We start from the raw sequence: 25,669 nt of genomic DNA on the forward strand, positions 1-25,669 counted from the left end.
TCCGTTGTGTCCATAAAAACAGATAGTAGATTTGTTTTCAAATGGGGCGCGGGGATCTGCTCGACCTGCGGTTCAGGTGAGGTCAGGGCTGTTTCCCGCTACCTGAGCGTTGCAGAGGCGCGGTCGCCGACCACGAAGACGAGGGCTGGGGCGCCGTTGACGCGCGCGTAGTGGACGGCGGACGTACCGCCGGCCAACCGCCGCTTGGCGGGTGTGGGTTTGAACCCGGCCCGCGCGTAGACCAGCGTGTCGTAGCCGAGCTCGCCGCCGCCCTCGGCGTCGGCCACGGCGACGACCTGGCGCTCGGGGTCGACGGCGCTCACCCGGGCCACGCGCAGCCGGATCCCCGTGCCCGCGAAGACGGCGTCGAGCCTCAGGGCCGCAACTGACCGGCCGGCTGCCACTTGGTGCAGCCGCAGCCGCTCGACGAAGTCCGGCACGGCGTTGACCACGGTGATCTGCACGTCCGCCGCGGAGAGCCGGCGGGCCAGGTTCCCGGCCACGTAGACCCCGGCATAGCCGGCGCCGAGGACGACGATGCGGTGCTTCATGTGTTGCTCCTGTCGCGTCACTTGCTCCTGGTGAGTTGAGCGGCACAGCGCCACGATCGCTGACAGGAACGCCGTGTGGCATGGGTCACACCGTGGCTGGCTGGGTCGTCCGTCACAGATCGTCACCGGAGAGGATCATTGTCAGGTTGCCGACGCATCCTCGGTGATCCACTGGATCCCATGCGAGATGAGAACGTCGAGGAAGGCGATCGGATGGTAGGCCTGGGCGGGGGCGAGTACTCCCGGCTTGGCCGGCTCGACGATGAGACGGCGGGCGCCTTCGACGGCGATCACCGCGGTGGTGCCGTAGGTGTCGGGGCCTTGGACGATGCCGCGGGCGCGGCGGCCGTCGGTGCCGGAGGCGTCGATCACGTACGTGAAGCGCTGGCTGCGGCGGCTGTCCTCCTCAGGCCCTTCCGGCAGACTTTCGATGATCTCCGGGGTGAGCGGGATGTTCAGCCGGTCGCCGAGCGCCGCCTCGGTCAGGCCCTCGACATGCCGGACGCGGATGTGACGGGGAATGGTCACCACCTCCGGCACGGGGAAGGCCATCACCGGCGTCGCCTCCGACTGTCCGGGCAGCCTGATCGCGGTGCGGCGGGCGGGCATGCCGGGGCGCCAGTCGCCGTCGTCGTAGGTCAGGCCTCCCGCCTTGACGGCGTCGATCGTCTCGGCCAGCGAGCGCAGCGAGCCGCGCGACATGCCGCCGCCCCCGACGATCACGTGGGTGGTGATGATCTCTTCGACCGAGCCGAGGTGGTCGGCCAGGACGCGGGCCATGAGGTCTACCGGGACGCAGCCGTCATTGGCGGCGGGTACGACGGTGACCCCGGCGTTCTGCGCCTCCGTGGCGAAGGTGTCGAAGATCTTCTTGATGTAGAGCTGCTCGCCCGAGGTGTCGACGTAGTGACAGCCGGCGGCGATCGCGGCGCGGACCACGGCTTCACCTGAGGAGGTGAAGGGTCCGGCGCAGTTGATGACGCCGTCGCAGCCGCGGAACGCGCGCACCAGCGCCGCATGGTCGCCGGTGCCGGCCACGCGGCGTTCCGCGTCGAGGAGGCCGGCCGCCGAGGCGGCCTGCTCCAGGCGCGTGAGGTCACGTCCGGCCAGGACCGGCTCGATGTCGCGTCGTGCCAGTTCGGTGAGCACGAGCTTGCCCTGGTATCCGCTCGCGCCATAAACGGCGATCTTCATGTCGTCTCCTCATGATGGAGCTGCGCGGTCGCTCAGTAACCAGCACGGTACGGCGCCGACGCAAGACGATTGAATGCGTGATCCGCTCTTGCGTTTGCGTCATCGTCTCCCAGCAAGGTCGTCGTTGGTTACGCTGGCTGCGTGGACGTGCTGTCTGATGTGGTGAGCGCGGCGCGTACCGGTCGGCCCCACTCGGGCCGGGTGACCAGGTCCGCTCCCTTCGCCGAGCGGTTCGCGCCGGTGCCGTCCGCCGGGTTTCACATCGTTCTCCAGGGAACGTGCTGGCTGCTCCCCTCGCAGGGTGAGCCGATCGCGCTCGGGCCGGGCGACGTGGCGTTCCTGCCACGTGGATCCGCGCACGGTCTGGCCGACGACCCCACCACGCCGGTGAGCGAGCCGCCGGCCACGCTCACCGAAGTCCACGAGGGCGGCGGCGGCGAAGCGGCAGCCGGCCGGCCGCCAACGGTGATCATGCTCTGCGGCGCCTACCTCCTGGACGGATTGGGGCCGCATCCGCTCCTGAACGACCTGCCCGAGGTCATCCACCTGCCGACGCGGGTAGGGCGGCACAGAGAGCTTCGCGCCGCGGTCGAGCTCCTCGGCGTGGAGCTGGAAGGCGACACCCGCCCCGACTCCGACACCGTCCTGCTCACCCTGCTGGATCTGCTCCTGCTCTACATCCTGCGCGCATGGTTCGAAGAACAGCGCGTCTCCGGCCACTCCGCCACCGGCTGGGCCGCGGCCCTGCATGATCCCGCCGTCGCCGCCGCCCTCCGTGCCATCCACGGAGACCCCGGCCGGCCATGGACCGTCGTGGAGCTGGGCGCGCGGGCACGCTTGTCCCGCGCCGCCTTCGCCCGGAGGTTCACCCGGCTGGTCGGCCGGCCACCTCTCACCTACCTGACATGGTGGCGGATGACCACCGCGGCCCGGCTCCTGCGCACCTCCGACGTCCCCGTCCACACGATCGCCCAGCAGGTCGGCTACAGCTCGCAGTACACCTTCACCCATGCTTTCAAACGGCAGTACGGGCTACCGCCCGGCGGCTACCGGCACCACGCCGGCTGAAGAGGGCATCCTGAGCCCGCCGACCAGGCCGATACCCGAACTGGACGGGAAGGGCTTCCTCCGCGTGCTGCCCCCGAAGACCGTCCTGATCAGTGACGGTGGCGGCGTCAAGCAGGTGGCGCCGCGGCCGATCAACGGCGCCGACAAGCGCAGGTCCCGCTCAGCAGTGACCACGTGGTGGGCAACGGAGGCCCGGCGGTCGGGACACGAGGAGGTCCCGGACCGTCCTCGCCGACGGCCGCTTCCCCTCCGACAAGCGCAAGGACGGCTTCCCGCTCCGCACCCTCGACATGGCGGCCCTGCGGCAGATCCGCAGCCGGCCGCCCTTGACGATCAACGTGGACGGCGCGGACCACGCTGCGGCCCGCCGTTCCATGATCGGCACCGTCGCTGGTCATTCGCGAACTGCCCGGCGTTCCTACGACGACCACGACTTCTTCCAAAGCCGCACCAGCGTGCTGGTGCGGCGGAGCTCGGCGGAAGAGCGCCGGCGCGCCCTCGCCGAACTGCGCGCCCACCTCAACAGGGTGCTTGAGGCGTGCACGAGCGCCTGCCGGCCTTCGGGAGAGCGGGCCTCGCCCGGCTGGCCGGGCCCGCTGCCCCGCTCGTCCGATGTCCTGGAGGGCCCAGGAACTTCCTGTCTGAGTGGTGCGGCGCTGCTCTGGTGTGCGAACTTCGGCGGTGCTAACGTCCGCAATGGAGCGCCGGGAAGCCTGGTCGGCATGGTTCGCGAATGATGTCGGTTGTTGGGGAGAAGGCGCGATGAAACTGATCCGGCTGTCTGACATAGATGGCTCCATGCTCGACCTCGTAGGCGGCAAGGCCGCCGGGCTCGGGAAGATGATCAGAGCGGGGGAGCGCGTCCCCGACGGCTTCTGCCTGACCGTCGAGGCCTACCGGGCGGGGCAACTGCCCGAAGAGGAGCTGGTCGAGGCATACGAGCGGCTCGGCGGGGGCCGGGTGGCGGTGCGCTCCAGTGCCACCGCCGAGGACCTGCCGGAGGCCAGCTTCGCCGGCCAGCAGGACACCTTTCTCAACGTCGAAGGCCCCAGCGACCTGATCGACGCGGTACGCCGCTGCTGGGACTCCCTGTTCACCGAGCGCGCCGTCGCCTACCGCGCCGCCGCGGGCATCGGCGAGGCGGCCATGGCCGTGGTGGTGCAGCGGATGATCGACCCGGTCACGGCCGGGGTGCTGTTCACCGCCAACCCGATCACCGGCTGCCGCTCCGAGATGGTCGTCGACGCGGCTCCTGGCCTGGGCACCGCCATCGTCGAAGGCACCGTCGTGCCCGACCACTACGTGCTCGACCAGCGGATACCGGCCGTACCGGATGACGGCGGGTGCTTGAACGCGGAGCAACTCGGCGGGTTGCGTGCGGCCGGGCAGCGGCTGCAGGAGCATCTCGGCTCGCCGCAGGACATCGAGTGGGCGATCGACGCCGAAGGCACGCTGTGGCTGCTGCAGTCGCGGCCGATCACCACGCTCTTCCCGCTGCCGCCCGACACCGGAGACACACGGCTCTACCTGGAATTCGGCCACATTCAAGGCATGCTCCGCCCGTGCACCCCGATGGGCGTGTCGCTGCTCAAGACCGGCGGTAGCGTGTGGTTCCAGGCCGCGGGAGCCAAGGTCGACCGGCGTGACCCGCTGCCCCGGATGGTGCCGATCGGTGGCCGGCTCTACTTCGACGTGACCGACTTCCTGCGCAGCAAAGCCATGCGCGAACGCCTCGGGACCTCCCTGGAGGTCTACGGACCGAGGGTGCAGGGCGCTGTGCTGCGCATGCTCGACGATCCGCGGTTCGCGCCGCGGCCCGGCCTGCCCTTGCATCTCGGCAGCGTGGTCAAGGGCATGGTGCGGATGGTGCCCGCCGGGCTGGCCGGAGTGGTGTCGAGTCTGTCCAACCCGGCTCTCGCGCGAGCCCGCGCCCACCGCGGCGTCGCGGAGATCAAGCGGATGATCGTCCCGCCCGGCGAGTCCGCGACGGCCGCCGAACGGCTGCGCTGGGTCGTCGAGGACTCCCACAAGGCGGTCATGAGCATCGACATGCACGGGATCGTGTGGCCGCTGACGGCAGGCATGATCGTCGGGACGCTCCCGGCCGCGCTGCTCAAAGGCGTTGCCACGGACGAGGAACTCGACACGGTCCTCGGCGGCATGCCGTACAACGTGACCACGCAGATGGACCTCAAGCTGTGGGGCCTGGCGGTGCGGGCACGCGAGCACCGCGACCTGTTCCTCGGCACCCCACCGGAGGATCTCGCCGCCATGTACTTCGCCGGCGAGCTTCCCGACATCGGGATGGGCGGCTTTCTGGCCGCGTACGGCATGCGCGCGGCGGCCGAGATCGACGTCGGCGTGCCCCGCTGGGCCGACGACCCCGCGCCGCTGTTCGCCACCATCGCCAACTATCTGCGCGTCGAAGATCCCGAGCAGGCGCCCGACGTCCGGTTCATGGCGGCGGCGGCCCGGGCGGAGCGAATGATAGAGACGCTGTCGCGGCGGGCACGGCGCAGGCGCCCCATCCGCGGCCGGCTGGCGGCGTTCTTCATGCGCCGCTCGCGACAGCTCACCGGCCTGCGGGAGATCGCGAAATTCGCCTGGCTGCCCGTGATCCAGGCGTGCCGGCGCCAACTCCTCCTGGCCGGCGCGGACCTGGCCGACCGTGGCCGGCTGGAGCGCGCCGACGACATCATGTTCCTGACGCTGGAGGAGGCGCGGGCCGCCGCTCGCGGCACGGACCACCGGGAAGTCGCCGCGATGCGGCGCGCCGAGTATGTACGGGAGCTGCGCCGGCGCACCGTACCCGGCGCGCTTCTGTCCGACGGGACCGACCTGGAGGCGCTCGCCCCCACCGAGCCCGCCCAGGACGGCGTGCTGACCGGCATGTCCGGAGCCGCCGGGCAGGCGACCGGCAGGGCGCGGGTGATCCGTGACCCGGCCGGCGCGCGCATCGAACCGGGGGAGATCCTGGTCGCCCCCACCACCGATCCTGGGTGGACCCCGCTGTTCATGACCGCGGCCGGCCTGGTGACCGAAACCGGTTCCCCGGTGGCGCACGGCCCTACGGTGGCCCGCGAGTACGGGATCCCCGCCGTCATCTGCGTCCGCGACGCCACACACGAGATCAGGACCGGGCAGTTGATCACGATCGACGGCGCAGCGGGCACCGTGCGCGTGGAACCCGAATGACCGTCGCGGGGTGTCATGGGCGGCGGCGTGGTGCTGTGCCTCCAGCAGGTCGCCGGCCGACGGCGCGCGACTGACAGCCGAGCCGGATGTTCACGCCCGGCCCACGGGGGTTCACAGGGCCAGATCACGGCGGCGAAGCCCGTACAGGCCCACTGCCACCAAGCCGGCCGCCACCAGGGTGAGCCCGGACAAGGCGCCCAGCCCGAAATCGGCCGAGTAATGAATGTGCGCGAACGGGGAGATCAAGAAGAACGTGTCGTCGACCAGGCCGACCTCCCAGCCGACTTCCACCGCGACGGCCAGCGCCAGGGCGATCCATGCCACGACCGTTCCTGCCCGCCGCAACAACCCGAATGCCGCCGCGGCGATGGCGACCATGACCCAGATACCGGGCAGGACGGCCGTCGTGATGGCCAGGCCGCCGGCGAAGTCACCGTCGCCGAGGCCCAGTCCGAGACCGGCGGTGATCAGGACGGCGACGGGCACGGCCACCGCGAACAGCAGATGGCCGGCCACCCACCGGACCCGGCTCACCGGGCTGGACAGGAAGAGTTCTGTGGCCTGGTCACTGCGCAGACGCAGCACCGTCATGATCCCGTACAGGGAAAGCGAATACACCGCCAGTTTGTAGACGATGAGTTCGAAGAAGATCTCCGCGGGATCGTCGGTTCCTGTCCGTCCGGCCCAGAAGTCCAGTCCTCCGCTTTGACCGAACGTCGCGATGGCGCTGTGCCCGCCCAGCCCGATCGCCGCGCTGATGAAGGCGGCTCCCGCGATCCAGGCCAGGGCCGTGCCCCGGTGCAGCCGCCAGGCCAGGCTGAGTGGCCCGCGCAGGCCGTGGGCTGCCTGGGCGGGGCCGGGGTGTGGCGGCACGAGGCCGGCGCCGAGGTCGCGGCGGGCCGACAGTGCGTACGCGGCGCCGATCAAAGCCGCGGCGAATGCCGCGACCAGGAGGAACACCCACCATCGCTCGCCGCCGAAGGGGTGCGTGCGCAGGATCCATCCGGTCGGCAGCAGCCAGCCCAGCCATTGGGTGCCCGGTCCGCCCACGTCGCTGACGCCTCGGAGGAGGTAGGCCACGAAGAACACGGTGAAGGCCACGGATCCGCCGATTCGGGCACTCTGGGTGATCTGTACGGCCACCGCAGCCAGCGCGGCGGCGACCCAGCCGCCTGAGGCGGCCAGCAGCCCCCAGGCGAGGGAGCCGGACAGGGGTAGCCCGGCGCCGGCACAGACGACGGTGATGAGTACGGCCAGGACGGCGTTGGCGACCAGCACGACGATGAGGGCGGCGGTGAGCGGGGCCTGCCTGGCTACGGCGGCCGAGCCGATGAGTTCCTGCCGTCCTTGTTCCTCGTCGGAGCGGGTGTGCTTGACCAGGAGGATCACGCTGGCCAGCGCGGCGAAGATCATGGTGGCGGCGCCGCGCTGCTGGGCGGCGGCGGCGCCGAGGCTGTCGCCGTAGGCCGGCCCTTGCATCAGGAGGATGACGGGGTTGGCCGCGATCTCGCGCGCGTAGTGCAGGCGTGCTTGCGCGGTGGGGAGCAACTGCTGGATAGTGGCCACCGTGGTGGCGACGAAGAGGGCGACCGAGCCGATCCACAGGGGTAGCCAGACGCGGTCGCGGCGCAGGATCAGCCGGATCAGCGCCGCAGTGTTCGGTGGCAGGGTCTTCATCGGTAGCGCCTCATGAACAGCTCTTCCAGAGTGGGAGGCTGGGCGGTGATGTCGCGCACGCCGTAGTCAGTCAGCCGGGCCAGCACGTCCCCGATGTGGGCGGTGTCGGCTTGGAAGCGCACGCGATGACCGTCGATGCTGAGATTGTGAGCACCGGGCAGGCCGTCTGCCGGGATTCTGGCGAGTTCGGCGGTGACCGAGGTGCGGGTGAGATGGCGGAGCTGCGCGAGCGTGCCGGCCTCCACGATCCGGCCGTCCCGGATGATGCTGACCCGGTCACACAGCATCTCGACTTCGGCGAGGATGTGGCTGGAGAGCAGCACCGTGCGGCCCACGCGCCGTTCCTCGGTGATGACCTCGCGGAAGACCGCCTCCATCAGCGGGTCGAGTCCGGAGGTCGGTTCGTCCAGCAGCAGTAACTCCACGTCGGAGGCGAGCGCGGCGATCAGCGCGATCTTCTGCCGGTTGCCTTTGGAATAGGTGTGGGCCTTCTTGCGTGGATCCAGGGCGAACCGTTCGATCAGTTCCTCGCGCCGCTTGGCGTCAGTGCGGCCCCGCAGCCGGGTGAGCAGGTCGATCACCTCGCCGCCGGACAGGCTCGGCCAGAGGGTGACGTCGCCGGGAACGTAGGCGAGCCGCTGGTGCAGCTCGACGGCTTGTGACCATGGGTCGCCGCCCAGAAGCTGGACGTCGCCGCCGTTCTTGCGCAGCAGGCCGAGCAGGATGCGCAGAGTCGTGGTCTTGCCGGCGCCGTTGGGGCCGAGGAACCCGTGGACCTCTCCTTCCCGGACGGTCATGTCCAGGCCGTCCAGCGCGCGGATCCGGCCGTAGTTCTTGATCAGCCCTTGGATTCTGATCACATCGGTCATCGAGGGTGCTCCTTGCCGTGGTGATCGGCGACAGCCTGGCGGATCTGGCTTCCCGGCCCTGAGGTGATCCACTCGCCCAGGTGTGTGTAGACCTCGGTCATGGCCATGCTGAGCCGGGCGAGGTTCGCCCGGCTCAGCACTTCGGTGCCGAACCGCCGGGACAGATGCTCGTGAAGCACGATCGTGCTGAGGTGCATCGCTGCCATGACCGCGGCGCTTTCGCGGACCTTCGACTCGTCCTCGGGGAAGTCGTCCGGCCAGTTCTGGGTCAGGAACCGTTCGGCGGCTTCGGCGCCTTCATCGAACATCGCCGCTGCGATGGGGGAGCCCTCGACGAGCGCGCGCGCGAGGTAGCGGACGCTGAGCTCGCTGGCCTGGTACATCCCCCGGAGGAACTCGGGGGTGACGTCCGCCCCGTCCTGGACCTGGCCGGCGGCGCCCAGCACGGTGTCGCGGACGTGCGCGTCGCAAGCCTCCCGCAGGCTCGCCTTGGAGCCGAAATGGTGCTGCACCAGGCCGACCGAGACGCCGGCGGCGTCGGCGATGGCCTGGATCGTGGCGCCCCTGAAACCGCGCTCGGCGAATTCCGCCAAGGCCGCGTCCCTGATCCGCGCGCGGGCGGTCAGGTCCTCGGGCGGCCGATCACTCGTTGAATGCATAACCCGGATACTATATGAACATATGGTTAACCATAAGTCTATATTGCATTCTTGGTGTTGGTCACGCTCGGCCGGAAAGCTGACCGGCCGAAACAGGTGCGGTGCGGCTGTCTCCCGCTCCCGGGGATGGGACGCTGCTGCCCGAAGATCGAGCGGACGTGCACCCAGCGTTCGGTGGCGCCCCACGCTGTTCCTGTCCGGCTGGCTGAGTTGTTCTCCTTGTCCACCACAAGTCAGCGGTCGAACCTGCGGATCTCTGTCGGCAGCGAAGCCATCGCGGGCCGCCAGAGGCGAGGGCGAGCAGCCCGGTTCGGATCTTTGTTGATACGTTGTCGGAAGGTGTGCCGGGAAGTCTGGTCGGCGAGTTGCTGTCGTCGTACCCGAGCGAGGCTTCCTGATGCGTGCGCGCGATCTGATCACCGATTTTCCGACCGTTACCCTGGACACATCCATCGCGGCGGCGGCTCGGCTGCTGGCCCAGCAGCGGCTGCCCGGGCTGATCGTGGTCGATGAACAAGGGCTGCCCTTGAGTGTCCTGCCCGGCACACAGGTGCTGCGCCTGGCGGTGCCGGACTACTGTCAGGAAGATCCTGCGCTTGCGCGGGTGGTGGACGAGGAACACGCCGACCGGTTCCTGCGGTCGTTGGCCGACCGTACGGTGCGCGACGCGCTGCCGCCCCGGCCTCGTGAGCTTCCCATCACCGATCCCGATGCCACGTTGCTCGAGATGGCTGCGTTGATGGCCCGAACGCGCAGCCCGTTGGTGGCCGTGGTGGACGACGGGCAGCTACGTGGCGCCGTGACCCTGCAGACGCTGCTGGACCGGGCGGTGTCCGCGTGACGGTCACTGCCTGGGCGGCGGTGGCGGTCTTTCTCGGCGCCTACGCGCTGATCGCCAGCGAGAAGATCCACCGCGTCGCGGCAGCGCTCGGCGGGGCCGGGATCATGCTGCTGATCCACGCCACCGACGCCGAGGCCGCCTTCTTCTCCGAAGAGACCGGCATCGACTGGAACGTCATCTTCCTGCTGCTCGGCATGATGGTCATCGTCGGTGTGCTCAAGCAGACCGGCGTTTTCGAATATCTGGCGATCTGGGCGGCCAAGCGCGCCAGGGGGCGGCCGTACCGGCTGATGGTCTTGCTGGTCGTGATCACTGCCTTGGCGTCGGCGCTGCTGGACAACGTCACCACGGTGCTGTTGATCGCGCCGGTGACGTTCCTGGTGTGCGAGCGGCTGGCGCTGCCGGCGGCGCCGTTCCTCATCGCCGAGGCGATGGCCTCGAACATCGGCGGGGCCGCCACCCTGGTCGGCGACCCGCCGAACATCATCATCGCCAGCCGGGGCGGGCTGAGCTTCAACGACTTCCTCGTGCACATGGCGCCGATGGTCGTCGTGCTGATGATCGTATATGTCGGTATGTGCCGTTTCCTGTTCCGCAAGTTCTTCGTCTACGACCCAGAACGGGCAGCGGAGATCATGGCGCTGAACGAGCGGGAGGCCATCGCCGACCGCCGGTTGCTGTGGCAGTCGCTGGCCGTGCTGGCGCTGGTCATGGCGGCGTTCGTGCTGCACCCGGTGCTGCACTACGAGCCGTCGGTGGTCGCCGTGCTGGGTGCCGGGGTGCTGGTGGCCGCGACCCGGGTCACCGCTGAGGAGGCGATCCGCGAAGTCGAGTGGCCGACGCTGGTGTTCTTCGCCGGGCTGTTCGTCATGGTCGGGTCGCTGGTGGAGACGGGGGTGATCCCGCAGATCGCCAAGGCGGCGGCCGAAGCCACCCAGGGGCAGCTGGGCTTCGCCACGATGCTGTTGCTGTGGGCATCGGGCGGGTTGTCGGCGATCGTGGACAACATCCCGTACGTGGCCACCATGAGCCCTATCGTCGCCGAGCTCGTCCAGGCCAACGGCGGCAATGAGCACGCCCAGGTGCTCTGGTGGGCACTGGCCTTCGGCGCCGACCTCGGCGGCAACGCCACAGCGGTGGGCGCGGCGGCCAACGTGGTCGTGTTGGGCATCGCCGCCCGCAACGGCACCCCGATCAGCTTCTGGCAGTTCACCCGCTATGGCCTGGTCGTGACCGTGGTGACGATTGCGTTGTGCGTGCCGTACCTGTGGCTGCGCTACCTGTGAGGCTGCGGTCCCTCGGCTCCGGCGCTCGGGTACCGGCCGATACCGGCGTTGGCACTGCCGTCCGGCTCGCCACCGAAGGAGCGTGAGATCGTTGACTGACAACGAGCACTCCGGCCAGACCGAAAGCCCGCCTGATGCCCCACCCCAGCCCGCAAATTCCCCTTCGGACGACTTCTCCGTCAGGGTTCGCATCCGCGGGGATGTCCTCCTGATCGAGCTGAAAGGCCTTCTTGCCGGCCCATCCGTCGACATGCTCCAGATGTACGTCGTCAGCACGCTGGCCACACACGTCTCGCCAAAGGTGATCATGGACATCGGCGGGGTCACCCTGATGGACGAGGCTGGGCTCGGCGTTCTGCGTACCGCCACCTATCGAGCGCGCGAAGCAGGCGGGCGGCTGGTCATCGCCGGCGGCCACCGCCTTCTCGACGCAGATGTCCACGGCCTGGAGCGCGCGGCGACGATCAGTGACGCCTTCTCCGGCCTGAACGCTTCCGGCGGCACCGCAAGCAGCTGATCCGCCGGCTCCGCACGTGACCAGGGTCATGATCCGGAGCCGGGCCACTGGTCAGGACCTGCACCCCACTGACGACGACGACCTGCACCCGGCCAACCCGGCACTGGTTCTCCGCCACCTTCGCGAGATCGCCCAAGTAAGTGGCGTGCCATCAGGTGCGCCGCAACCAGGCACGGCGACGCGGCAGAAGGCCGCCGAGCACGAAGTTGATCGTCTGCAACCAGGCGCGCTCGCCGGTGCCCAGTTGGCTGGCGCCGTGGTGCCACAGGCTGTATGCGGGCCGGGTGGCGCCGTCGGCCCAGAGCAGCAACCGGGGTCAGCACCCCGGCGACGATGCCGCTGCCGAGCGGCGCCGCAAGAGCATGAGAGGTCATCGGTGAACCCTCCACTTCTCCGTGGCGACCAACGCCGCGGGCCGACCAGACTTCCCGGCTCACCTTGCATGTGATACATCTATTTAGCTTATGATGAAATTACTGTAAGAGGGGGGTTTGGCGGTATGACGGAACAGGATCCGCTGCTGGAATGGGTGGAGCGGGTGGCCATGTACCTGGCTCGCGACGGGGTGCCACCGATCGCCGGGCGGGTGCTCGGCTGGCTGATGGTGTGTGATCCACCGGAGCAGTCCGCCGGAGAGATCAGCCAGGCCATCGGCGCCAGCCGCGCCTCGCTGACCTCCAACCTGCGGCTGCTGTCCAGCATGGGTTTCCTCGCCTGGCGTACCCGGCCGGGCGAGCGCACCGTCTACTACCGGATGGCCGGGGACGCATGGACGGTGGTGGTGCGTAAGCAGATCGCCGGTCTCACCTCGTTCCTGGACATCACCCGCGACGGCCTGGATCTGGTCGGGCCGGACGACGAGCGGGCCGAACGCATTCGCCAGGCGCACACCACCTTCGAATGGATGGCCAAGGTGTTCCAGAACGCGCCACTTCCCGGGGAGGAGACATGAACGGGCACGCGATCGTGGTGGGCGGCGGCATCGGCGGCCTGGCCGCCGCTCTGGCGCTGCGGCGGATCGGCTGGCGGGCCACCGTACTGGAACGCGCCTCCGCGCCGGGTGAGATCGGCGCCGGCATGTCGCAGTCCCCGAACGCGATGCGAGCCCTGGACGAGCTCGGCGTCGGTGAGCAGGCGCGTGCCAAGGGGGCGCCCTCCTACTCGGCCGGCAACCTGCGCCTGCCCGACGGCCGTTACCTGCAGCGCGCCCGCCGGGGCGACGTGACGCCGCTGCTCGCCTTCCACCGCGCCGACCTGCACGGGCTGCTGCTGGAGGCGGTGCCCGCCGGCTGGGTCCATCCCGGCACGGAGGTCACCGGTCTGCGCCAGGACGACCGCGGTGTGACGGTCGCCTGGGACGGCGGCGAGGCGGGCGCGGACCTCGTGATCGGCGCTGACGGCATCCGCAGCGCCGTACGCCGCATGGTGTGGCCGGACGCGTCTGCCCCGCGTTTCCTGGGCCGCACCGCCTGGCTCGGCGTCGCGGAGACCAGCGGCTGGGGAGCCTCGGCGGAGGACGTCACGACGCCCCCCGACGGACTGTCGGGCAGCGTCACCATGGGCTCAGACGGCTACTTCCTCATCCACCCGATCAGCCGCGGCCGCACCTACTGGGCCTTCGTCACGACCGCCGACCGGCCGGACCTGCGCCACGCGCGGGAGAAGGCGGAGGTGGCCGGCCGCCTGGCGGCCTGGCATCAGCCGATCCCCGGCCTGATCGCGGCCACACCGGACGAGGCCGTGATCCACATCGACATCCGCGACCTGGACCCGCTGCCCACGTACGTCCGCGGCCGGGTGGCGCTGCTGGGCGATGCCGCCCACGCGATGAGCCCCACCGCGGTCAGGGCGCCGGACCGTCCATCGAGGATGCGGTCGTGCTGGCCGCCGCCCTGCACGCCGAGGCCGGCATCGACGCCGCGTTGGCCCGCTACGACACCGAGCGCCGGCCCCGTACCCAGGCCACCGCCCGCGGCGCCCGCGCGGACGGTCGCCGCACCACGTCCGCGGCGGCGCACCGGGCTCTGGCCGCCATGATCCGGCTCATGCCCGCACCGGTGTGGCGTCGCGGCATCGCGGCCGACGGCAACGCCACCTGGCGGTGGCGGTCACCGCGCCTGCCGGAGCCGACCACACACGCCTGATACGACGAGCCCTCGCAGATGACGGCGCCGGCGCAACCTCAGGCGAGGAAGGCAACGATTCTCGCGGCGAGGCGCGAATAGCCGGGGCCGAACCAGATCATATGGCTGTCGGCCTGGCTGACCACCAGTTCGGCGCTCGGTATCGTCGCGACCAGGGACTCGGCATGGGTGAAGGGCACCGACCGATCGTGGCGGGCCGCCATGACCAGTGTGGGCTGGGTGACCTGCGCGGCGCAGTCCGGTACGGGGAGCATGTCGGCGACGAAGCCGCGACCCGATCGCATCGAGGCGAACAGGCAGATGAGCAGGCTGCGCTCGGCGGCGGACAAGTTCCTCAGCACCTGACCCACGGGCAGGACCGACAGGTCACGGAGAAGCAGACGCAGTCCCAAGGAGGGCGCCACGCGGAGCAGGAGCCGCAGGATCGCCCAGGTGCCGGCCTCCACCCGCCCATCGAAAACCGCCCGGCCGCCCAGCCGGGTCAGCCGGTCGGGCCAGGGCAGAAATCCGACCGAGCTCTGCAGGATGACCCGCTCGACCAGGTGCGGGTGGCGGGCGGCCAGGCTCAGCGCGGTGCGCCCACCGGCCGAGATCCCCACGACCGCGGCGAGGCGGTCGATCCCCAGAACCTCGCAGAGCTGGGCGGTGGCGTCGGCGAAGCCGGCCGCCGTGGTGCCGGTGGCCAGCGGCGTCCGCCCGTATCCGGGACGCGAAGGGGCCAGCACCGAGCAGCCGGCGTCGGCGTAGACCTCCTCGCCTAACGCCAGCCCCGCCCGCATGTGACCGCCGTGGAACAGCACCACCGTCCTGGGCCCGTCTCCCTCCAGGCGATACTCCACCGGCCCCGCCGTCAGCTCGGCGACGACGCTGGCGCGCTCGGAACAAGCTTGGGAAGTGGTCGTCACGGTGTCTTCTCGGGTTGGTGGGGAGGTCGTTCCCGCCGGCGGATCTTGCTGGTGACGGTGCCGTACCAGGCCGGGAGATCCCGCTCGTCGTCGAACCAGCGGGCGACCACGATGTCGGTGGAGGAGTGCAGCAGGATCGACAGCACGATGGTGACGGCGACGAGCTGGAACACCGGCACGGCGGCGGCGATGCCGGAGCCGAGCACCAGGAGCCCGTAGACCACGGAGGCGAATCCCTTGGGCCCGAACCAGGCCACCGCCGCCTGCTCGCGTACGCCCAGTCCTGAGCGCAGGAACGACAGCCAAATCGCGACGGGGCGGGCCACGATCAGCGCGAGCACCGCGAACAGCCATCCCTGCCAGCCGACCGAGCCGAGCAGCGCGGGGGTGATGAGAGCGCCGAACACGAGCAGCGCGGCGAGTTTGAACACTTCGGCGATCAGCTCGCCGAAGTGTTCGAACGACTCGCGCTGCCGGGGCCCGAAGGTGGCCACGGTGATCCCGGCGGAGAACGCGGCCAGGAACAGGTTGCCGTGCGTGGCCTTGCCGACGGCCAGCACGAGCAGGCCGATGGCCAGGGCGTTGAGCGGCTCGTAGGCGGTGGAGGCGGCGAACCAGCGGGTCCGCTCCAGCTTGATCGCCACCCACGGGACGGCGACCCCGATGACGATGCCGAGCCCGAGCTCCAGGCCCAGCTCTCCCAGGTGCAGGTCCTCGGATCCGGCCGCGACCGCGAGGAAGAGGATGACGAACGGCAGCGCCAGGCCGTCGTTGACGCCGGATTCGACGTTGAGCAGTTGCCGCAGCCGGGGCGGCACCTTCTCGTTGCCGACCAGGGCGGCGGCGAAGACCGGGTCGGTGGGCGCGAGGATGGCGCCGATCAGCAGCGACTCGATCCAGCCCAGCCCGAGCAGGTAGTGCGCCCCGGCGGCGGTGATGACCAAGGTCAGCGGCAGGCCCCAGCCGAGCGCCCGGCCGGGCAGCCGCCAGGCGCTGCGCAACTCGGCCCAGCCGACCCGCATGCCGTCGGTGAACAGCACGGTGAACAACGCCAGCTCGGCCAGCGTCGCCACCAGGTCGTCACCGGGCCGCAGCGAGATGACACCGAGCACGCCGTCACCCAGCACGAACCCGGCCACCAGGAACAACGCGGCGGTGGACAGGATGGTCCGGTGCGCCAGACTGGACAGCAGCACCGCCAGCAGCAGCACACCTGCGAACGCGGTCAGCAGCACACCCATCACAGGTGCCACATGGGGGTCGTCATGGAACGGCCTTTCCAGTCGGTTGACTCACACGATCTTGCCGACCAGACTTCCCGGCGCTCCGCCCCCACCCTAGCAGGGGCTGCCATCACGGTGGTGCTCGTCGCTCCCCAAGGGTGACCAGATACGACAGTTCGAAATGAAGGAGCTGTCAACTCAGCTTGGGCGGAGCAGTGAACCGGGCGAAGAGAGCAAAGACTCCTAGCCGCGTCGGTGACATTCCAGCCCGACTCCGCCGTCACCACGATGCCGAGCACCGCCCAAACAGCGACCGCTTGAACGCTCCGGCCGGACGCCGATCCCTCGACAGTCCGGCCGGGGTACTGGACTCAACGATGACACGGTTGGTTCGGAACTATCCGAACAGAGCGATATGCTCGGCTGGTGAGCGTTGATGAGTTTGTAGAGAACGCCGGGCTCTTCTACGAGCGGCTCGGGCTGAGCCGCACCTCGGGCCGCGTCATGGGCTGGTTGCTGACCGCCGACACCTCCGGCGCCGACGCGCCCGCGCTGACCGAGGCGCTGGCCGTGGCCAAGAGCAGCATGAGCGTCGCGCTGCGGCAACTCGAACAGGCGGGCCTCATCGAGCGGTTCCGGGTGCGCGGCGAGCGGCGCGACCGCTACCGGCTGGCCGAGGACGTCTTCGCCCGTGCCTTCCGCGCGAAGATGGCCGAGTTCGAGGGCTTCCTGGCTCTGGCCGAGCAGGGGCTGCGCGCGGTGGGCGACGACCCGGAGCGCCGGCGGCGGCTGGAGCTCATGCGCGACATGTACGCGTTCATGATGGACCGCTTCCCTCGTCTGCTGGACGAGTGGGACGAGCTCAAGGAGCAGCGATGAGACCGTTACTGATCACTGCGGGCAGTCGCGGCGACGTTCAGCCGTACCTCGCCCTGGCCTGCGGGCTGCTGGCCGCCGGGCACCGGCCGCTCCTGGCGGCGCCCCGGCGCTTCGAGCCGCTCGCCGCCGCCCGCGGGGTGGACTTCGCGCCGCTGAACGACGAGATGCTCGCGCTGCAGGACAAGGTCCAGGGGCAGGGCGTACGGGCAGCCATCACCGCCGCCCGCACGGTCAGGCCGATGCTGCGTCGCCTGCTCGACGACCAGGCCGCGCTCACCGCGCACGAGGCCGACGTGGTCGTCTATCACCCCAAGTCGCTCGGCGGCCCCCACGTCGCCGAGAAGCTCGGTGTCCCAGCTCTGGCCGGTCTGCTGCTGCCGCTCTACCTGCCCACCGCCGCCTTCCCTTCCCCCATCCTGCCGGTACGGGTGCCGCGGGCGCTCAACCGGGCGAGCTGGCGCGTCTCCTCCGCCGTCGAGGCGCCCTACCGCGGCACGGTGCGGGACTGGCGGGCCGAGGCCCTCGGCCTGCCCCGGAGGTTCCCGCCGGTTGCCGACCTGGTCGAGGAGGGCGGCGTGCTGCACGCCTGGAGTCCGCACCTGCTCCCGGCACCCGCCGACTGGCCCGCTCAGGCGCATCCCACCGGCTTCTGGACGATGCCCGCTGACGACTGGGAACCGCCTGAGCGACTGGCCCGCTTCCTCGACGCCGGAGACCCGCCGATCTACGCCGGGTTCGGCAGTTCCTTCAGCGGTGACCCGGAGGCGCTGGCCTCCGCAGTGCTGGAAGCCGTCCGGCTCAGCGGGCACCGCGCGATCCTCGCCACCGGCTGGGGCGCCCTGCGACCGGGTTCACAGCCGGACGGCGTCCTGGTGGTCGAGGAGGCTCCGCACGCCTGGCTGCTCCCGCGCGTCTCCGTCGCCGTACACCACGGTGGCATCGGCACGGTGGCCGCCGCGCTGCGCGCCGGGATCCCCCAGGTGGTGCGTCCTTTCCTGGGCGACCAGCCGTTCTGGGCCGAACGCCTGAACCACCTCGGCGTCGCGCCGCCACCCATCACCGGCCGGCTCACGCCTGACCGGCTGGCCGCCGCGATCGAGAAGGCGGTCGCGCTGGCACCGGCCGCCCGCGCGCTCGCCAGACCGATCCGAGCGGAGGACGGCATCGCCGCCGCCGTCACCCGCATCACTCGCGCGGACGCGGCCCGGCCGTGAGGCTGGGTTCCAGCGCTCGGAATCGTCGCGCCGGCGCTGCCGGAGGTCGGATCGGCTCTCCGATGCATTACCGGGTCATGGCCTTACCCTCATGGCGTGGAGACCGAACCGGGAGAGGTTCGGTCGTGGCAGCAGTCACGCGGCGGCGCTTTGACCCGGAGTTCCGGGCGGGCGCGAGCGCGTCGCCACCAACGTGGTCCCGTGGTCCCAGTTGTGCGCCTCGCTTCACGATGGCAGCCGCTCGGAGTCGCGGTACGAACAGGGCAGGCCGGGACCTGGCGGGCCATCCACAAGGCCGCCGCCGGCATCCGCGGGCCCAGCTCTCGCGGCTGCCGGTTGCAGACGGCCTGGGAGGGCAACCGCGGGAACAGATGACCGATCCGGGCCGCCGCGAGACAGCACACCAGAGCCTCCATCAAACTCGGCGCGGTTCACCAACACGACCCGCACCTGGCCGGGCATCGCGGAGCTGATCCGCCGTACCGGCCCGGAAGTGGTCGCCTCGGGCGTGGACCGGCCGAACCGGATCGACCTGTGGGTGAACGAGGCCTGTGTCCGCGCCGGGGTGCCCTTCGTCCGCGGAGGTATGGCCGTCACCACCGGAACGGTGTGGTCGATCCATCCCGGGGTGAGCGCCTGCCGCGGCCCAACCGCGGCATCGGTCCTGTGGCCGGGCTGCTGGGCGCGTTCGGCGCCTTCGAGGTGCTCCGCTACCTGACCGGTTTCGAGCCGCCGGCGTACGCCGGCCGGCCGCTCGCCGTGGACTTCGCGCGCGGCTCCGTGATTTCGCGACATCCGCGTCATCGGTCCCGTCGTCTCGCCTCGGCGGGGCTTCGCTCGTCAGTCGCCGGTGGCCGGCGTCCCGTCGGCGCTGAGAGTCCGCAGGATGTCGACCAGTGTCGACATCTGCTCGGCGGTGAGCGGCTCGAACAGCTCTTCCGCCGCGCGTTCATAGCCGGCCGTCCAGTCCTGCGCCAGTGCGGCCCCTTGCGCTGTCACGCGAAGGAGCACGGACCGGCGGTCGCCCGCGCTGGTCTGGCGTTCGAGCAGTCCGTCGCGGACGAGCGCGTCGACCAGGGTGGAGGCGGTCCCCTGGGCGATGCCGACGGCGAGGGCGAGTTCGGTCAGACGGACAGGCTGTGAACGTGCCACCTCCACCACCAGGCGGGACCTCGGCGTCGACACCCCGTGCTCGCCCAGCCGCTCGTTGAAGTGGCGTACGAGAACCTTCGCCGTACGACTGAACTCGTCGGCGACCTGTGCGGCGGTCACGCTCTTCGGCATCGCCCACCTCCTGCTTGACGCACCCATCGTACGAGAGGTTACATTGACGCCAATACATCGACATCAAAATATTCGATGCCAATGTATTGGCGCGGGGTGCGCCATCAACCACGAGGAGCGGGAGCATGAAGATCTTCATCACCGGCGGCAGCGGTTTCGTCGGCGGCGTTCTCGTCCACCGCCTCATCGCCGAAGGGCATGAGGTCCTGGCACTCGCCAGATCGGGCAGGAGTATTCAGCGCGTACGTGCGGCGGGAGCCGAGCCCGTTCCCGGCGATCTGCACGACCTCCGCCGGACGGACTCCCCGGCGCCGGGCTGGCTCGCCGAGCTGCGGAAGGCCGACGCGGTCGTGCACGTCGCGGCTCACATGGAGTTCTGGGGGCCCGACTCGCTCTTCGAACACGCCAATCACGTGCCGACGGTCGCCCTGCACGCCGCGAGCGTCGCGGCCGGGGTGCGACGCTTCGTGCTCACCAGTGCCGCGTCCGTCTCCACAGGGAGTCAGCGTCTTCCCGTCGTCGACGAGTCGACACCCGAAGGCCGGCCGAACATCGCCTACAGCCGGGTCAAGCTGGCCACCGAGCGCGCGCTCCTAAAAGCCCGCGGCGGGAACACCGAGCTGGTGGTGCTCCGCCCGCCGTTCATCTGGGGCCGCGGAATGACGACGATCGACGAAATGGCCGAGGTCGCCGAGGCAGGACGCTTCGCCTGGATCGATCACGGCCGGCACATCGTCGACTTCGTGCACGTCGAGAACCTGGCCGGCGCCACCATCCTCGCGCTCACACGGGGCCGCCACGGCGGGGTCTACTACGTGACGGACGGTACGCCGATCCCCATCCGGGACTTCCTCACTCCCTTGCTGGCGACCCGCGGCGTGGACCTGTCCAGGAGCCGCAGCGTCCCGCTGACGATGGCGGCGCCCATGGCGGCGATGCTGGACCGCACGGCACGCCTGCTGCGGCGCAAGTCGGCGCCCCCACTGACGAACTGGCTGGTGAGCTTCACCGGCCGGGACCGTTCCTACGACATCACCGCCGCGCGGACAGAGCTGGGCTACTCACCCGACGTGACCTTGGAGAAGGGCCTGGCGGAGATGAGCTTCTCCTGAGCCGGGAGGGCGCGGCACAGGGCTGCGGGCGCTGACGGCCGAAGTGGCGAAACGGTCCATCGGACGCGCTGCAAGGGACTTTGGTCCCTGCCGTGAACACGGCAGAACGCGACATTTTGGCCGTGGTGGCCAACTTCGCCGAGGTCTTCCTGGCCAAGGAGGGCCACGACGGCCCCGTCGGGGTGAACTACCTGGAGAAGATCCAGCTCGCCACCCCGGCGGCCGTGTACGGCGCGATGCTGGCCGGCGCCGACTACGTGCTGATCGGCGCCGGTATCCCGATGGAGATCCCGCGCCTGCTCGACGACGTGTCCGAGCACCGCCCCGCCCGGATCTCGGTCGTCGTGGCGGGCGGCGACGGGCACACGGTCGGGATCGACCCGGCCGGGCTGCTCGGACATCGGCTGACGCCGCCGGCCCGGCCCAGGTTGCTGGCGATCGTATGGCATGGCCGTCCGTCCCCTGTGCCGGGCCCTGCCTCATGCCTCACCGTTCAGCGGAGCGGCCATGCCGCGCCGACAGGGAAACGTCCGATAAGGGACTTTCGGCCCTGCAGTTACTTCGGCCTACTGAACGGACACGCTCGGGCTCCTAGCCTGATTCACGGCCCGCCTAGTGCGTGGGCCTCATGTCCCTCGCCTGTCCAGGGGGTCCTCCATGTTGTCCGCGGATTCAGCCGCGATCGTCCGTGCCACGCTGCCGGTCGTCGGCGCCTCGCTCGACGCCATCACCGCGCGTTTCTACGAGACGATGTTCGCCGAGCGGCCCGAGTTGCTCGACGGTCTGTTCAACCGCGGCAATCAGGCCAACGGTGAGCAGCGCCGGGCACTGGCCGGATCCATCGCCGTGTTCGCCACGAGGCTCCTCGAGCATCCGGACGAGCGCCCCGACGAGTTGCTCGCCCGCATCGTCCACAAGCACACCGCCGTCGGCGGCACCGACGACCAGTACGTGATCGTGCACAAGTACCTGTTCGGGGCGATCGCCCACGTGCTGGGCGAGGCCGTCACCCCGGAGGTCGCCGCGGCCTGGGACGAGGTGTACTGGCTGATGGCCGGGGCGTTGATCGCGCAGGAAGCGCGCATCTACGCCGAGGCCGGCGCGCGCAGCGGCGCCACATGGCGGCAGTGGCGGGTGGCCGACCGGAAAGAGGAGACGCCGGACGCGGTTCGACGGTGATCCGGCCGGGGAGGTGTCCACGCTGCTGCACGCCATCGTACGGACCGGCGATGAGCTGACCCTGTCGGCGCCGTTCGGCGACGTGACGCTGGAGGACGGGGACGCGCCGCTGATGCTCGTGTCGGCGGGCATCGGCTGCACGCCGATCGTGGCGATGCTCGATCACCTGGCCGTCACCGGCTCACGCCGCCGCGTCCTGCTGCTGCACGCCGACCGCTCGCCGGGCCCAGCCATGCGTTGAGGGCGAATAGGCGCCACCTGCTCGGGCGCTTCCTGGCCGAGAATGATGACCGGCGCGCCGCGGTGCCGTGCCCTCACCCGTCCCGGTCATCGCGAGCCGCGCAGTGACCGCAGCAGGAGCACAGGCTGGAGCTGCTGCGCGAACTGCGCCGCGTCGGCCGCGGAGTCTCTTGCCGGATCGCCGTCCGCCAGGTACACGGTGAGGAGCCGGCCGCCGTTCGGCGTCCACGTCCAGGCGCTCGCGCTGAGAGATCCGTCGTCCTCGCTGAAGCCCGGCAGCGCGTCCTCGGGCAGGGGGTCGTGCCCGGCCTGGATTTCCCGCAATGCACGCAGGGAGAGCCCGGACGGGTCCTGAACCTCGATCCGCAGAACGACTGGGCTGTCCGGCCGGGAGTGAACGGCGCACGCGAACGTCACGTCGTCGTCGTAGATGCTCCAGGCTGTCCTGCGGACGACGAAGAACCGCAGGCCCAGGACCCGCTCGACGGCCCGGCGCGAGATCACGTCGCACACCTTCGGCCCGTCGCCGAGGACGTTCAGCGGCTCGACGGGGCGCTGGGGTGGGCGCGGAGGGGACGAAGCCGGCGGAACGGCCAGGCACGCCGTCAGCAGCAGGAGGAACGTCACGCGGGCGGGCCCGGTCATCTGGGCTTCTCCTGGTTCAGCATGATCGGTTTGAGGTAGCGGAACAGCTCGATGGCGTCGGCCTCGGAGTCGCGCGCCGCGCCCAGGAGGATCCGGATCGACAGGAGCCGTTCGTGGCCGGGTGTCCAGCCGTACACGTAGGCGAAGGCCGGTTCCTTCCCCTCGGGCACGGTGGCGCTGTATCCGGGGCCGAGCTCTTCCGGCAGGGGACGGCCCCTGTCGAAGGCCATGGTGTCGGCCAGTTCCTCAGGGGTGCCCCGGAACGGATCGCTCAGGCCGACGTCCAGAGCCCATTCGCGGGCGTCGTCCACCTTGACGTTGCACGAGGAGTAGTAGCGGCCTCTGGGCAGGCGCTTGTCGGGCAGCCCGGTAGTGGTCGTCAGGATGGGGAGTGTCCCGACGATGATGCGCAGGACGCGGGCGGAGATCAGGCCGTCGCAGGCCAGCGGCTTCGCGGTCATGTCCCCCAGCGGCCGCGTGTCCCGCGGCGGCGGCGGTGGCGCGGAGGCGCAGGCGGCGCTCAGTACGAGCAGCAGAACGGCGGTGAGGGCGGATCTTCTGCGGTGCCCGGCGATCACCTCAGCCTGGCTGGTCGGTCGCGTTCGGCTGGGGCGGGCGCGGCCGGGGGAGGGAGCAGCGGCAGGGGCGGGTCACCGTGGCGAGCATCAACTGCCAGTCGCCCTCATGGAGCTCACCCTTGCCGTCTCCCCAGGCGATCATCGGTCGTCCCCGCGAGTCGAGCGTGATCGCCAGCCGGGTCCACGTGTCCTCCCGCGTCCTGCTCACCGGCGCGCTCACGCACCGGACGCCCTCGCACGTCGCGAGCATGATCCGGTCGTGTACCCGGTCGTGGAAGGCCACCAGTGCCCGGCCCGACCGGTCCAGCACCAGCGCCGGCGTGGCTCGCTGGTCGACCGCCCCGCTCAGAGCGGCCTCTTCGGTCCGCGTGCAGTCCCAGGTGAGGCAGTCGAGCAGCCTGACGGTGCCGTCCCCGTCCTGGTAGGCGATCAACGGCCGGCCGTCCGGGCGTACCACCATGGTCAGACCCGGCCGCCGGTCGAACTGGCTCATGTTCCGTTCTGGGCCCGGGGCCACGGGCTGGGCCGAACGCAGCCGGTCGCAGGAGGGATCCTCACACGACAGCAGGTCGAGGGCGCCGGTCGCGCCGTTGAGCAGCGCGACGATCGGCCGGCCGTCCGGTCGTACGTCGACGGTGTAGTCGTTCAGCCGGCCGCTGCCGCCATGCGTGCCGATGCGCGCGATCTCCTTCGCGGAGGGGCGCGCGCACGTCAGGTCCGGGCAGAAGACGAGGCGGATCAGGTGCCGGTCCGAGTCCTCGTCCTCGGGCTCCTCTTCCGCCGTGGCCAGGACCAGGCCGCCGCCGGGGCGCGGGGCCAGCGCCATGAGCGCGCCGTCGAGGAAAGGGCCGGTCGGCCGCGCCAGGGCCGTGCCATCTGAAGCGGGCGCGCATCCGCGAGCGTCGCAGATCAGCAGTTCGAGCTGAAGCGATGGCGGCTCCTGCGCGCCGATCCGCCGCCACAGCGTCATGGCCAAGCGCCCGTCGCTCAGCCAGGCGCCCGCCGTGGCGGGGGCCAGGAAGGTGCGGGTGTTCGGCTCGGCGTACTCGTACGTGGGACTCTCACATGCGGGATCGGCACAGGTGAGCAGTGCCGGCGCGTTAAGGTCGTGGATCAGCACCGTCACGTGCGATCCGGGCCAGGCGTGCAGGCCCCAGAGGATCTCGGAGCGCAGGGCACCCATGTGCGGGCGGACACGGCCGTCGTCCACGAGACCGGGTCTCCACGACCACGTCACGACCGTCTTGCGGACCTCCGGCCAGCCGAGCGGGTTGACCAGCACGGTGGCGCCGTACAGGAGAGCGGGAACGAGGGACGCGACCAGCATCGGCACCAGCCGACGCGGGCGTTCGGGGACGGCGGGCAGACTCCGCAGCACACACGTGATCTCCGGGTCGCTCTCTTCGTTGCAGCGTAACGCCGTGAGATGAAGGAACACGCCAGTGATCACCGCCGCCTGCAAAGGCGTGACGACCAGAGCGAGCACGGAGCCGGCCAGCCCCAGCAGGATCGGCATGGCGGGGCCGGGAATCGAGGGGATCGCCGCGTCCGCGGCCCACGAGGCCAGCGCGGGAATGGCCCACGCGCCGAACACCGCCGTCAGCACGCTCTTCGAGAAGCGCCGCGCTGCCAACCGGTAGGCTCGGCCGACCCCCCGTACGGCGGACCGGCCCTCCAGTACGACGACCGGCACGGCCAGCACGGCGGGCACCGCGAGCAGCGCCAGGGCGGCCATCACGACGATCGACGGGAACGCGTCCTCCTTCACCGTGAGTATGCCGAAGCCCGCGGCCAGGATCGCCGCCAGCATGACCATGGCCACTCCGACGAGGGCGAGCGTGGCGGGCAGCCGCCGTGCGGCGGCCCGCATCGCGGCGGCGACGGACACCGGCCGGCCGGTGAGAGCGCCCGCGGCGAGGACCACCGTCGCGGGGAACACCACGACCTGCCCGGCTGTCCAGGCCACCAGCACCGCGGCGCCCCAGACCAGCAGCGGCACGGACGCGGGGCCGACCAGCTCCGGCCGCCCGTCGACCACCACCAGAGAGTCACCGGCCGGCGGGATCACGAACAGCAGCGCGACCACGCCGATCGGCAGGAGCACCAGCGCCGAGGGCGTCGCCAGCTGCGGCACGTTGCGCAGCGCGGCCGCGTAGCTCCACCGCAACACCTCGTCGCGCCGTAGCCGCATCAGGGTGCCGGCATCCATTTCCACGGCGGTGTCCACGCCGCGACTGTCGCAGAACCGCCGCGTCCCGTCCCGCCTTATGCGAGAACGGCTATTCCTCCACGGCATGGCGGGAGAGCCGTCGCGCGGATGTGGATCTTGGGAGGGTCGCGTCTGGTCGGTGCCGCCGCCCGTCTGCCTGGTGGACCCCCGCGCCGGCCTACGCGACCCCGTCACACCGC

23 protein-coding genes and 2 pseudogenes are annotated in these 25,669 nt (G+C 70.5%); 12 read left to right on the forward strand and 13 right to left on the reverse strand.

Annotated elements, in window-relative coordinates:
* Positions 1-98 precede the first annotated feature (98 nt).
* Positions 99-551 carry an NAD(P)/FAD-dependent oxidoreductase gene (locus OIE67_RS16145; protein WP_326641057.1) on the reverse strand — a complete coding sequence of 151 codons (453 nt, stop codon included), beginning with the start codon at positions 549-551 and terminating at the stop codon, positions 99-101.
* Positions 552-692: 141 nt separating this feature from the next.
* Complete coding sequence (locus OIE67_RS16150) at positions 693-1,745, reverse strand: saccharopine dehydrogenase family protein (protein ID WP_326641059.1); 1,053 nt, start codon at positions 1,743-1,745, stop codon at positions 693-695.
* Positions 1,746-1,886: 141 nt separating this feature from the next.
* On the opposite strand from OIE67_RS16150, the gene OIE67_RS16155 reads away from it, so the two are divergent.
* From OIE67_RS16155 to OIE67_RS16165, 3 genes are all read left to right on the forward strand, one after another.
* Positions 1,887-2,813, forward strand: a complete 927-nt coding sequence (locus tag OIE67_RS16155) for an AraC family transcriptional regulator (RefSeq protein WP_326641061.1) — start codon at positions 1,887-1,889, stop codon at positions 2,811-2,813.
* A gap of 290 nt (positions 2,814-3,103) precedes the next feature.
* The gene (locus OIE67_RS16160) at positions 3,104-3,550 is read left to right on the forward strand and encodes a hypothetical protein (protein WP_326641063.1); all 447 of its coding nucleotides are present in this window, start codon (positions 3,104-3,106) and stop codon (positions 3,548-3,550) included.
* A 25-nt stretch (positions 3,551-3,575) separates the two neighbouring features.
* Entirely contained in the window at positions 3,576-6,008 is a 2,433-nt protein-coding gene (locus OIE67_RS16165) for a PEP/pyruvate-binding domain-containing protein (RefSeq protein WP_326641065.1), read from the forward strand.
* A gap of 111 nt (positions 6,009-6,119) precedes the next feature.
* On the opposite strand, the gene OIE67_RS16170 is transcribed toward OIE67_RS16165, so the two are convergent.
* Genes OIE67_RS16170 through OIE67_RS16180 form a run of 3 tightly spaced genes read right to left on the reverse strand, consistent with a single transcriptional unit; the run spans position 6,120 to position 9,213 of the window.
* Positions 6,120-7,685 (reverse strand): ABC transporter permease, encoded by a 1,566-nt coding sequence (locus OIE67_RS16170; RefSeq protein ID WP_326641067.1) that lies wholly within the window; start codon positions 7,683-7,685, stop codon positions 6,120-6,122.
* A complete protein-coding gene (locus OIE67_RS16175; protein WP_326641069.1) occupies positions 7,682-8,554 on the reverse strand; it encodes an ABC transporter ATP-binding protein in 873 nt (290 codons plus the stop codon). Before OIE67_RS16175 ends, OIE67_RS16170 begins: the two co-directional genes overlap by 4 nt.
* A complete protein-coding gene (locus tag OIE67_RS16180) occupies positions 8,551-9,213 on the reverse strand; it encodes a TetR/AcrR family transcriptional regulator (RefSeq protein ID WP_326641071.1) in 663 nt (220 codons plus the stop codon). Before OIE67_RS16180 ends, OIE67_RS16175 begins: the two co-directional genes overlap by 4 nt.
* Positions 9,214-9,610: 397 nt before the next feature.
* Between OIE67_RS16180 and OIE67_RS16185 the strand changes: the two genes are divergently transcribed.
* From OIE67_RS16185 to OIE67_RS16195, 3 genes are all read left to right on the forward strand, one after another.
* The gene (locus OIE67_RS16185; RefSeq protein ID WP_106247039.1) at positions 9,611-10,054 is read left to right on the forward strand and encodes a CBS domain-containing protein; all 444 of its coding nucleotides are present in this window, start codon (positions 9,611-9,613) and stop codon (positions 10,052-10,054) included.
* A complete protein-coding gene (locus OIE67_RS16190; protein ID WP_326641075.1) occupies positions 10,051-11,340 on the forward strand; it encodes an ArsB/NhaD family transporter in 1,290 nt (429 codons plus the stop codon). Before OIE67_RS16185 ends, OIE67_RS16190 begins: the two co-directional genes overlap by 4 nt.
* Positions 11,341-11,431: 91 nt before the next feature.
* Positions 11,432-11,857 (forward strand): STAS domain-containing protein, encoded by a 426-nt coding sequence (locus OIE67_RS16195; protein WP_326641077.1) that lies wholly within the window; start codon positions 11,432-11,434, stop codon positions 11,855-11,857.
* A gap of 151 nt (positions 11,858-12,008) precedes the next feature.
* Here OIE67_RS16195 and OIE67_RS16200 read toward each other — a convergent pair whose 3' ends face one another.
* The gene (locus OIE67_RS16200) at positions 12,009-12,167 is read right to left on the reverse strand and encodes a DUF998 domain-containing protein (protein WP_326641078.1); all 159 of its coding nucleotides are present in this window, start codon (positions 12,165-12,167) and stop codon (positions 12,009-12,011) included.
* 189 nt (positions 12,168-12,356) lie between these two features.
* On the opposite strand from OIE67_RS16200, the gene OIE67_RS16205 reads away from it, so the two are divergent.
* Both OIE67_RS16205 and OIE67_RS16210 read left to right on the forward strand, forming a co-directional pair.
* Positions 12,357-12,809, forward strand: a complete 453-nt coding sequence (locus OIE67_RS16205) for a GbsR/MarR family transcriptional regulator (RefSeq protein WP_326641080.1) — start codon at positions 12,357-12,359, stop codon at positions 12,807-12,809.
* Entirely contained in the window at positions 12,806-13,894 is a 1,089-nt protein-coding gene (locus OIE67_RS16210; protein WP_326641082.1) for an FAD-dependent monooxygenase, read from the forward strand. Before OIE67_RS16205 ends, OIE67_RS16210 begins: the two co-directional genes overlap by 4 nt.
* A 145-nt stretch (positions 13,895-14,039) precedes the next feature.
* On the opposite strand, the gene OIE67_RS16215 is transcribed toward OIE67_RS16210, so the two are convergent.
* The gene (locus OIE67_RS16215) at positions 14,040-14,906 is read right to left on the reverse strand and encodes an alpha/beta fold hydrolase (RefSeq protein ID WP_326641084.1); all 867 of its coding nucleotides are present in this window, start codon (positions 14,904-14,906) and stop codon (positions 14,040-14,042) included.
* The gene (locus tag OIE67_RS16220; protein ID WP_326641088.1) at positions 14,903-16,147 is read right to left on the reverse strand and encodes a cation:proton antiporter; all 1,245 of its coding nucleotides are present in this window, start codon (positions 16,145-16,147) and stop codon (positions 14,903-14,905) included. The genes OIE67_RS16215 and OIE67_RS16220 overlap by 4 nt, the downstream gene beginning before the upstream one ends.
* A 408-nt stretch (positions 16,148-16,555) precedes the next feature.
* Between OIE67_RS16220 and OIE67_RS16225 the strand changes: the two genes are divergently transcribed.
* The gene (locus OIE67_RS16225; protein WP_106247049.1) at positions 16,556-17,008 is read left to right on the forward strand and encodes a GbsR/MarR family transcriptional regulator; all 453 of its coding nucleotides are present in this window, start codon (positions 16,556-16,558) and stop codon (positions 17,006-17,008) included.
* Complete coding sequence (locus OIE67_RS16230; RefSeq protein WP_326641091.1) at positions 17,005-18,222, forward strand: glycosyltransferase; 1,218 nt, start codon at positions 17,005-17,007, stop codon at positions 18,220-18,222. Before OIE67_RS16225 ends, OIE67_RS16230 begins: the two co-directional genes overlap by 4 nt.
* 269 nt (positions 18,223-18,491) lie before the next feature.
* Here OIE67_RS16230 and OIE67_RS55750 read toward each other — a convergent pair.
* A pseudogene (locus OIE67_RS55750) lies at positions 18,492-18,614 on the reverse strand (IS982 family transposase); the annotation flags it as partial.
* A 448-nt stretch (positions 18,615-19,062) separates the two neighbouring features.
* Positions 19,063-19,506 carry a MarR family winged helix-turn-helix transcriptional regulator gene (locus OIE67_RS16235; RefSeq protein WP_326641093.1) on the reverse strand — a complete coding sequence of 148 codons (444 nt, stop codon included), beginning with the start codon at positions 19,504-19,506 and terminating at the stop codon, positions 19,063-19,065.
* Positions 19,507-19,631: 125 nt separating this feature from the next.
* Here OIE67_RS16235 and OIE67_RS16240 point away from each other — a divergent pair, with 125 nt between their 5' ends.
* Positions 19,632-20,618, forward strand: coding sequence for an NAD-dependent epimerase/dehydratase family protein (locus OIE67_RS16240; RefSeq protein ID WP_326641095.1), 987 nt, complete (start codon positions 19,632-19,634; stop codon positions 20,616-20,618).
* 657 nt (positions 20,619-21,275) lie between these two features.
* Positions 21,276-22,020: pseudogene (locus OIE67_RS16245) on the forward strand (globin domain-containing protein); the annotation flags it as partial.
* Between the two features lie 104 nt (positions 22,021-22,124).
* Here the strand turns inward: OIE67_RS16245 and OIE67_RS16250 are convergent.
* The 3 genes from OIE67_RS16250 to OIE67_RS16260 are packed head-to-tail and all read right to left on the reverse strand — an operon-like array spanning position 22,125 to position 25,487.
* Positions 22,125-22,682, reverse strand: a complete 558-nt coding sequence (locus tag OIE67_RS16250) for a hypothetical protein (protein ID WP_326641097.1) — start codon at positions 22,680-22,682, stop codon at positions 22,125-22,127.
* On the reverse strand, positions 22,679-23,260 hold the full coding sequence (locus OIE67_RS16255; RefSeq protein ID WP_326641099.1) for a hypothetical protein: 582 nt from the start codon (positions 23,258-23,260) through the stop codon (positions 22,679-22,681). The genes OIE67_RS16250 and OIE67_RS16255 overlap by 4 nt, the downstream gene beginning before the upstream one ends.
* A 1-nt stretch (position 23,261) precedes the next feature.
* Positions 23,262-25,487, reverse strand: a complete 2,226-nt coding sequence (locus tag OIE67_RS16260) for a hypothetical protein (protein ID WP_326641101.1) — start codon at positions 25,485-25,487, stop codon at positions 23,262-23,264.
* Between the last annotated feature and the right edge of the window lie 182 nt (positions 25,488-25,669).

Origin of the sequence: Nonomuraea fuscirosea (genome assembly GCF_035917475.1) — a bacterium.
GTDB lineage: Bacteria > Actinomycetota > Actinomycetes > Streptosporangiales > Streptosporangiaceae > Nonomuraea > Nonomuraea fuscirosea.

Excerpts from the sequence above, each read along its gene's own strand:
- OIE67_RS16145 (WP_326641057.1), bottom strand. The coding sequence starts at position 551 with ATGAAGCACCGCATCGTCGTCCTCGGCGCCGGCTATGCCGGGGTCTAC.
- OIE67_RS16150 (WP_326641059.1), bottom strand. The coding sequence starts at position 1,745 with ATGAAGATCGCCGTTTATGGCGCGAGCGGATACCAGGGCAAGCTCGTG.
- OIE67_RS16160 (WP_326641063.1), top strand. The coding sequence starts at position 3,104 with ATGGCGGCCCTGCGGCAGATCCGCAGCCGGCCGCCCTTGACGATCAAC.
- OIE67_RS16165 (WP_326641065.1), top strand. The coding sequence starts at position 3,576 with ATGAAACTGATCCGGCTGTCTGACATAGATGGCTCCATGCTCGACCTC.
- OIE67_RS16170 (WP_326641067.1), bottom strand. The coding sequence starts at position 7,685 with ATGAAGACCCTGCCACCGAACACTGCGGCGCTGATCCGGCTGATCCTG.
- OIE67_RS16175 (WP_326641069.1), bottom strand. The coding sequence starts at position 8,554 with ATGACCGATGTGATCAGAATCCAAGGGCTGATCAAGAACTACGGCCGG.
- OIE67_RS16180 (WP_326641071.1), bottom strand. The coding sequence starts at position 9,213 with ATGCATTCAACGAGTGATCGGCCGCCCGAGGACCTGACCGCCCGCGCG.
- OIE67_RS16185 (WP_106247039.1), top strand. The coding sequence starts at position 9,611 with ATGCGTGCGCGCGATCTGATCACCGATTTTCCGACCGTTACCCTGGAC.
- OIE67_RS16205 (WP_326641080.1), top strand. The coding sequence starts at position 12,357 with ATGACGGAACAGGATCCGCTGCTGGAATGGGTGGAGCGGGTGGCCATG.
- OIE67_RS16210 (WP_326641082.1), top strand. The coding sequence starts at position 12,806 with ATGAACGGGCACGCGATCGTGGTGGGCGGCGGCATCGGCGGCCTGGCC.
- OIE67_RS16220 (WP_326641088.1), bottom strand. The coding sequence starts at position 16,147 with ATGGGTGTGCTGCTGACCGCGTTCGCAGGTGTGCTGCTGCTGGCGGTG.
- OIE67_RS16230 (WP_326641091.1), top strand. The coding sequence starts at position 17,005 with ATGAGACCGTTACTGATCACTGCGGGCAGTCGCGGCGACGTTCAGCCG.
- OIE67_RS16235 (WP_326641093.1), bottom strand. The coding sequence starts at position 19,506 with ATGCCGAAGAGCGTGACCGCCGCACAGGTCGCCGACGAGTTCAGTCGT.
- OIE67_RS16240 (WP_326641095.1), top strand. The coding sequence starts at position 19,632 with ATGAAGATCTTCATCACCGGCGGCAGCGGTTTCGTCGGCGGCGTTCTC.
- OIE67_RS16250 (WP_326641097.1), bottom strand. The coding sequence starts at position 22,682 with ATGACCGGGCCCGCCCGCGTGACGTTCCTCCTGCTGCTGACGGCGTGC.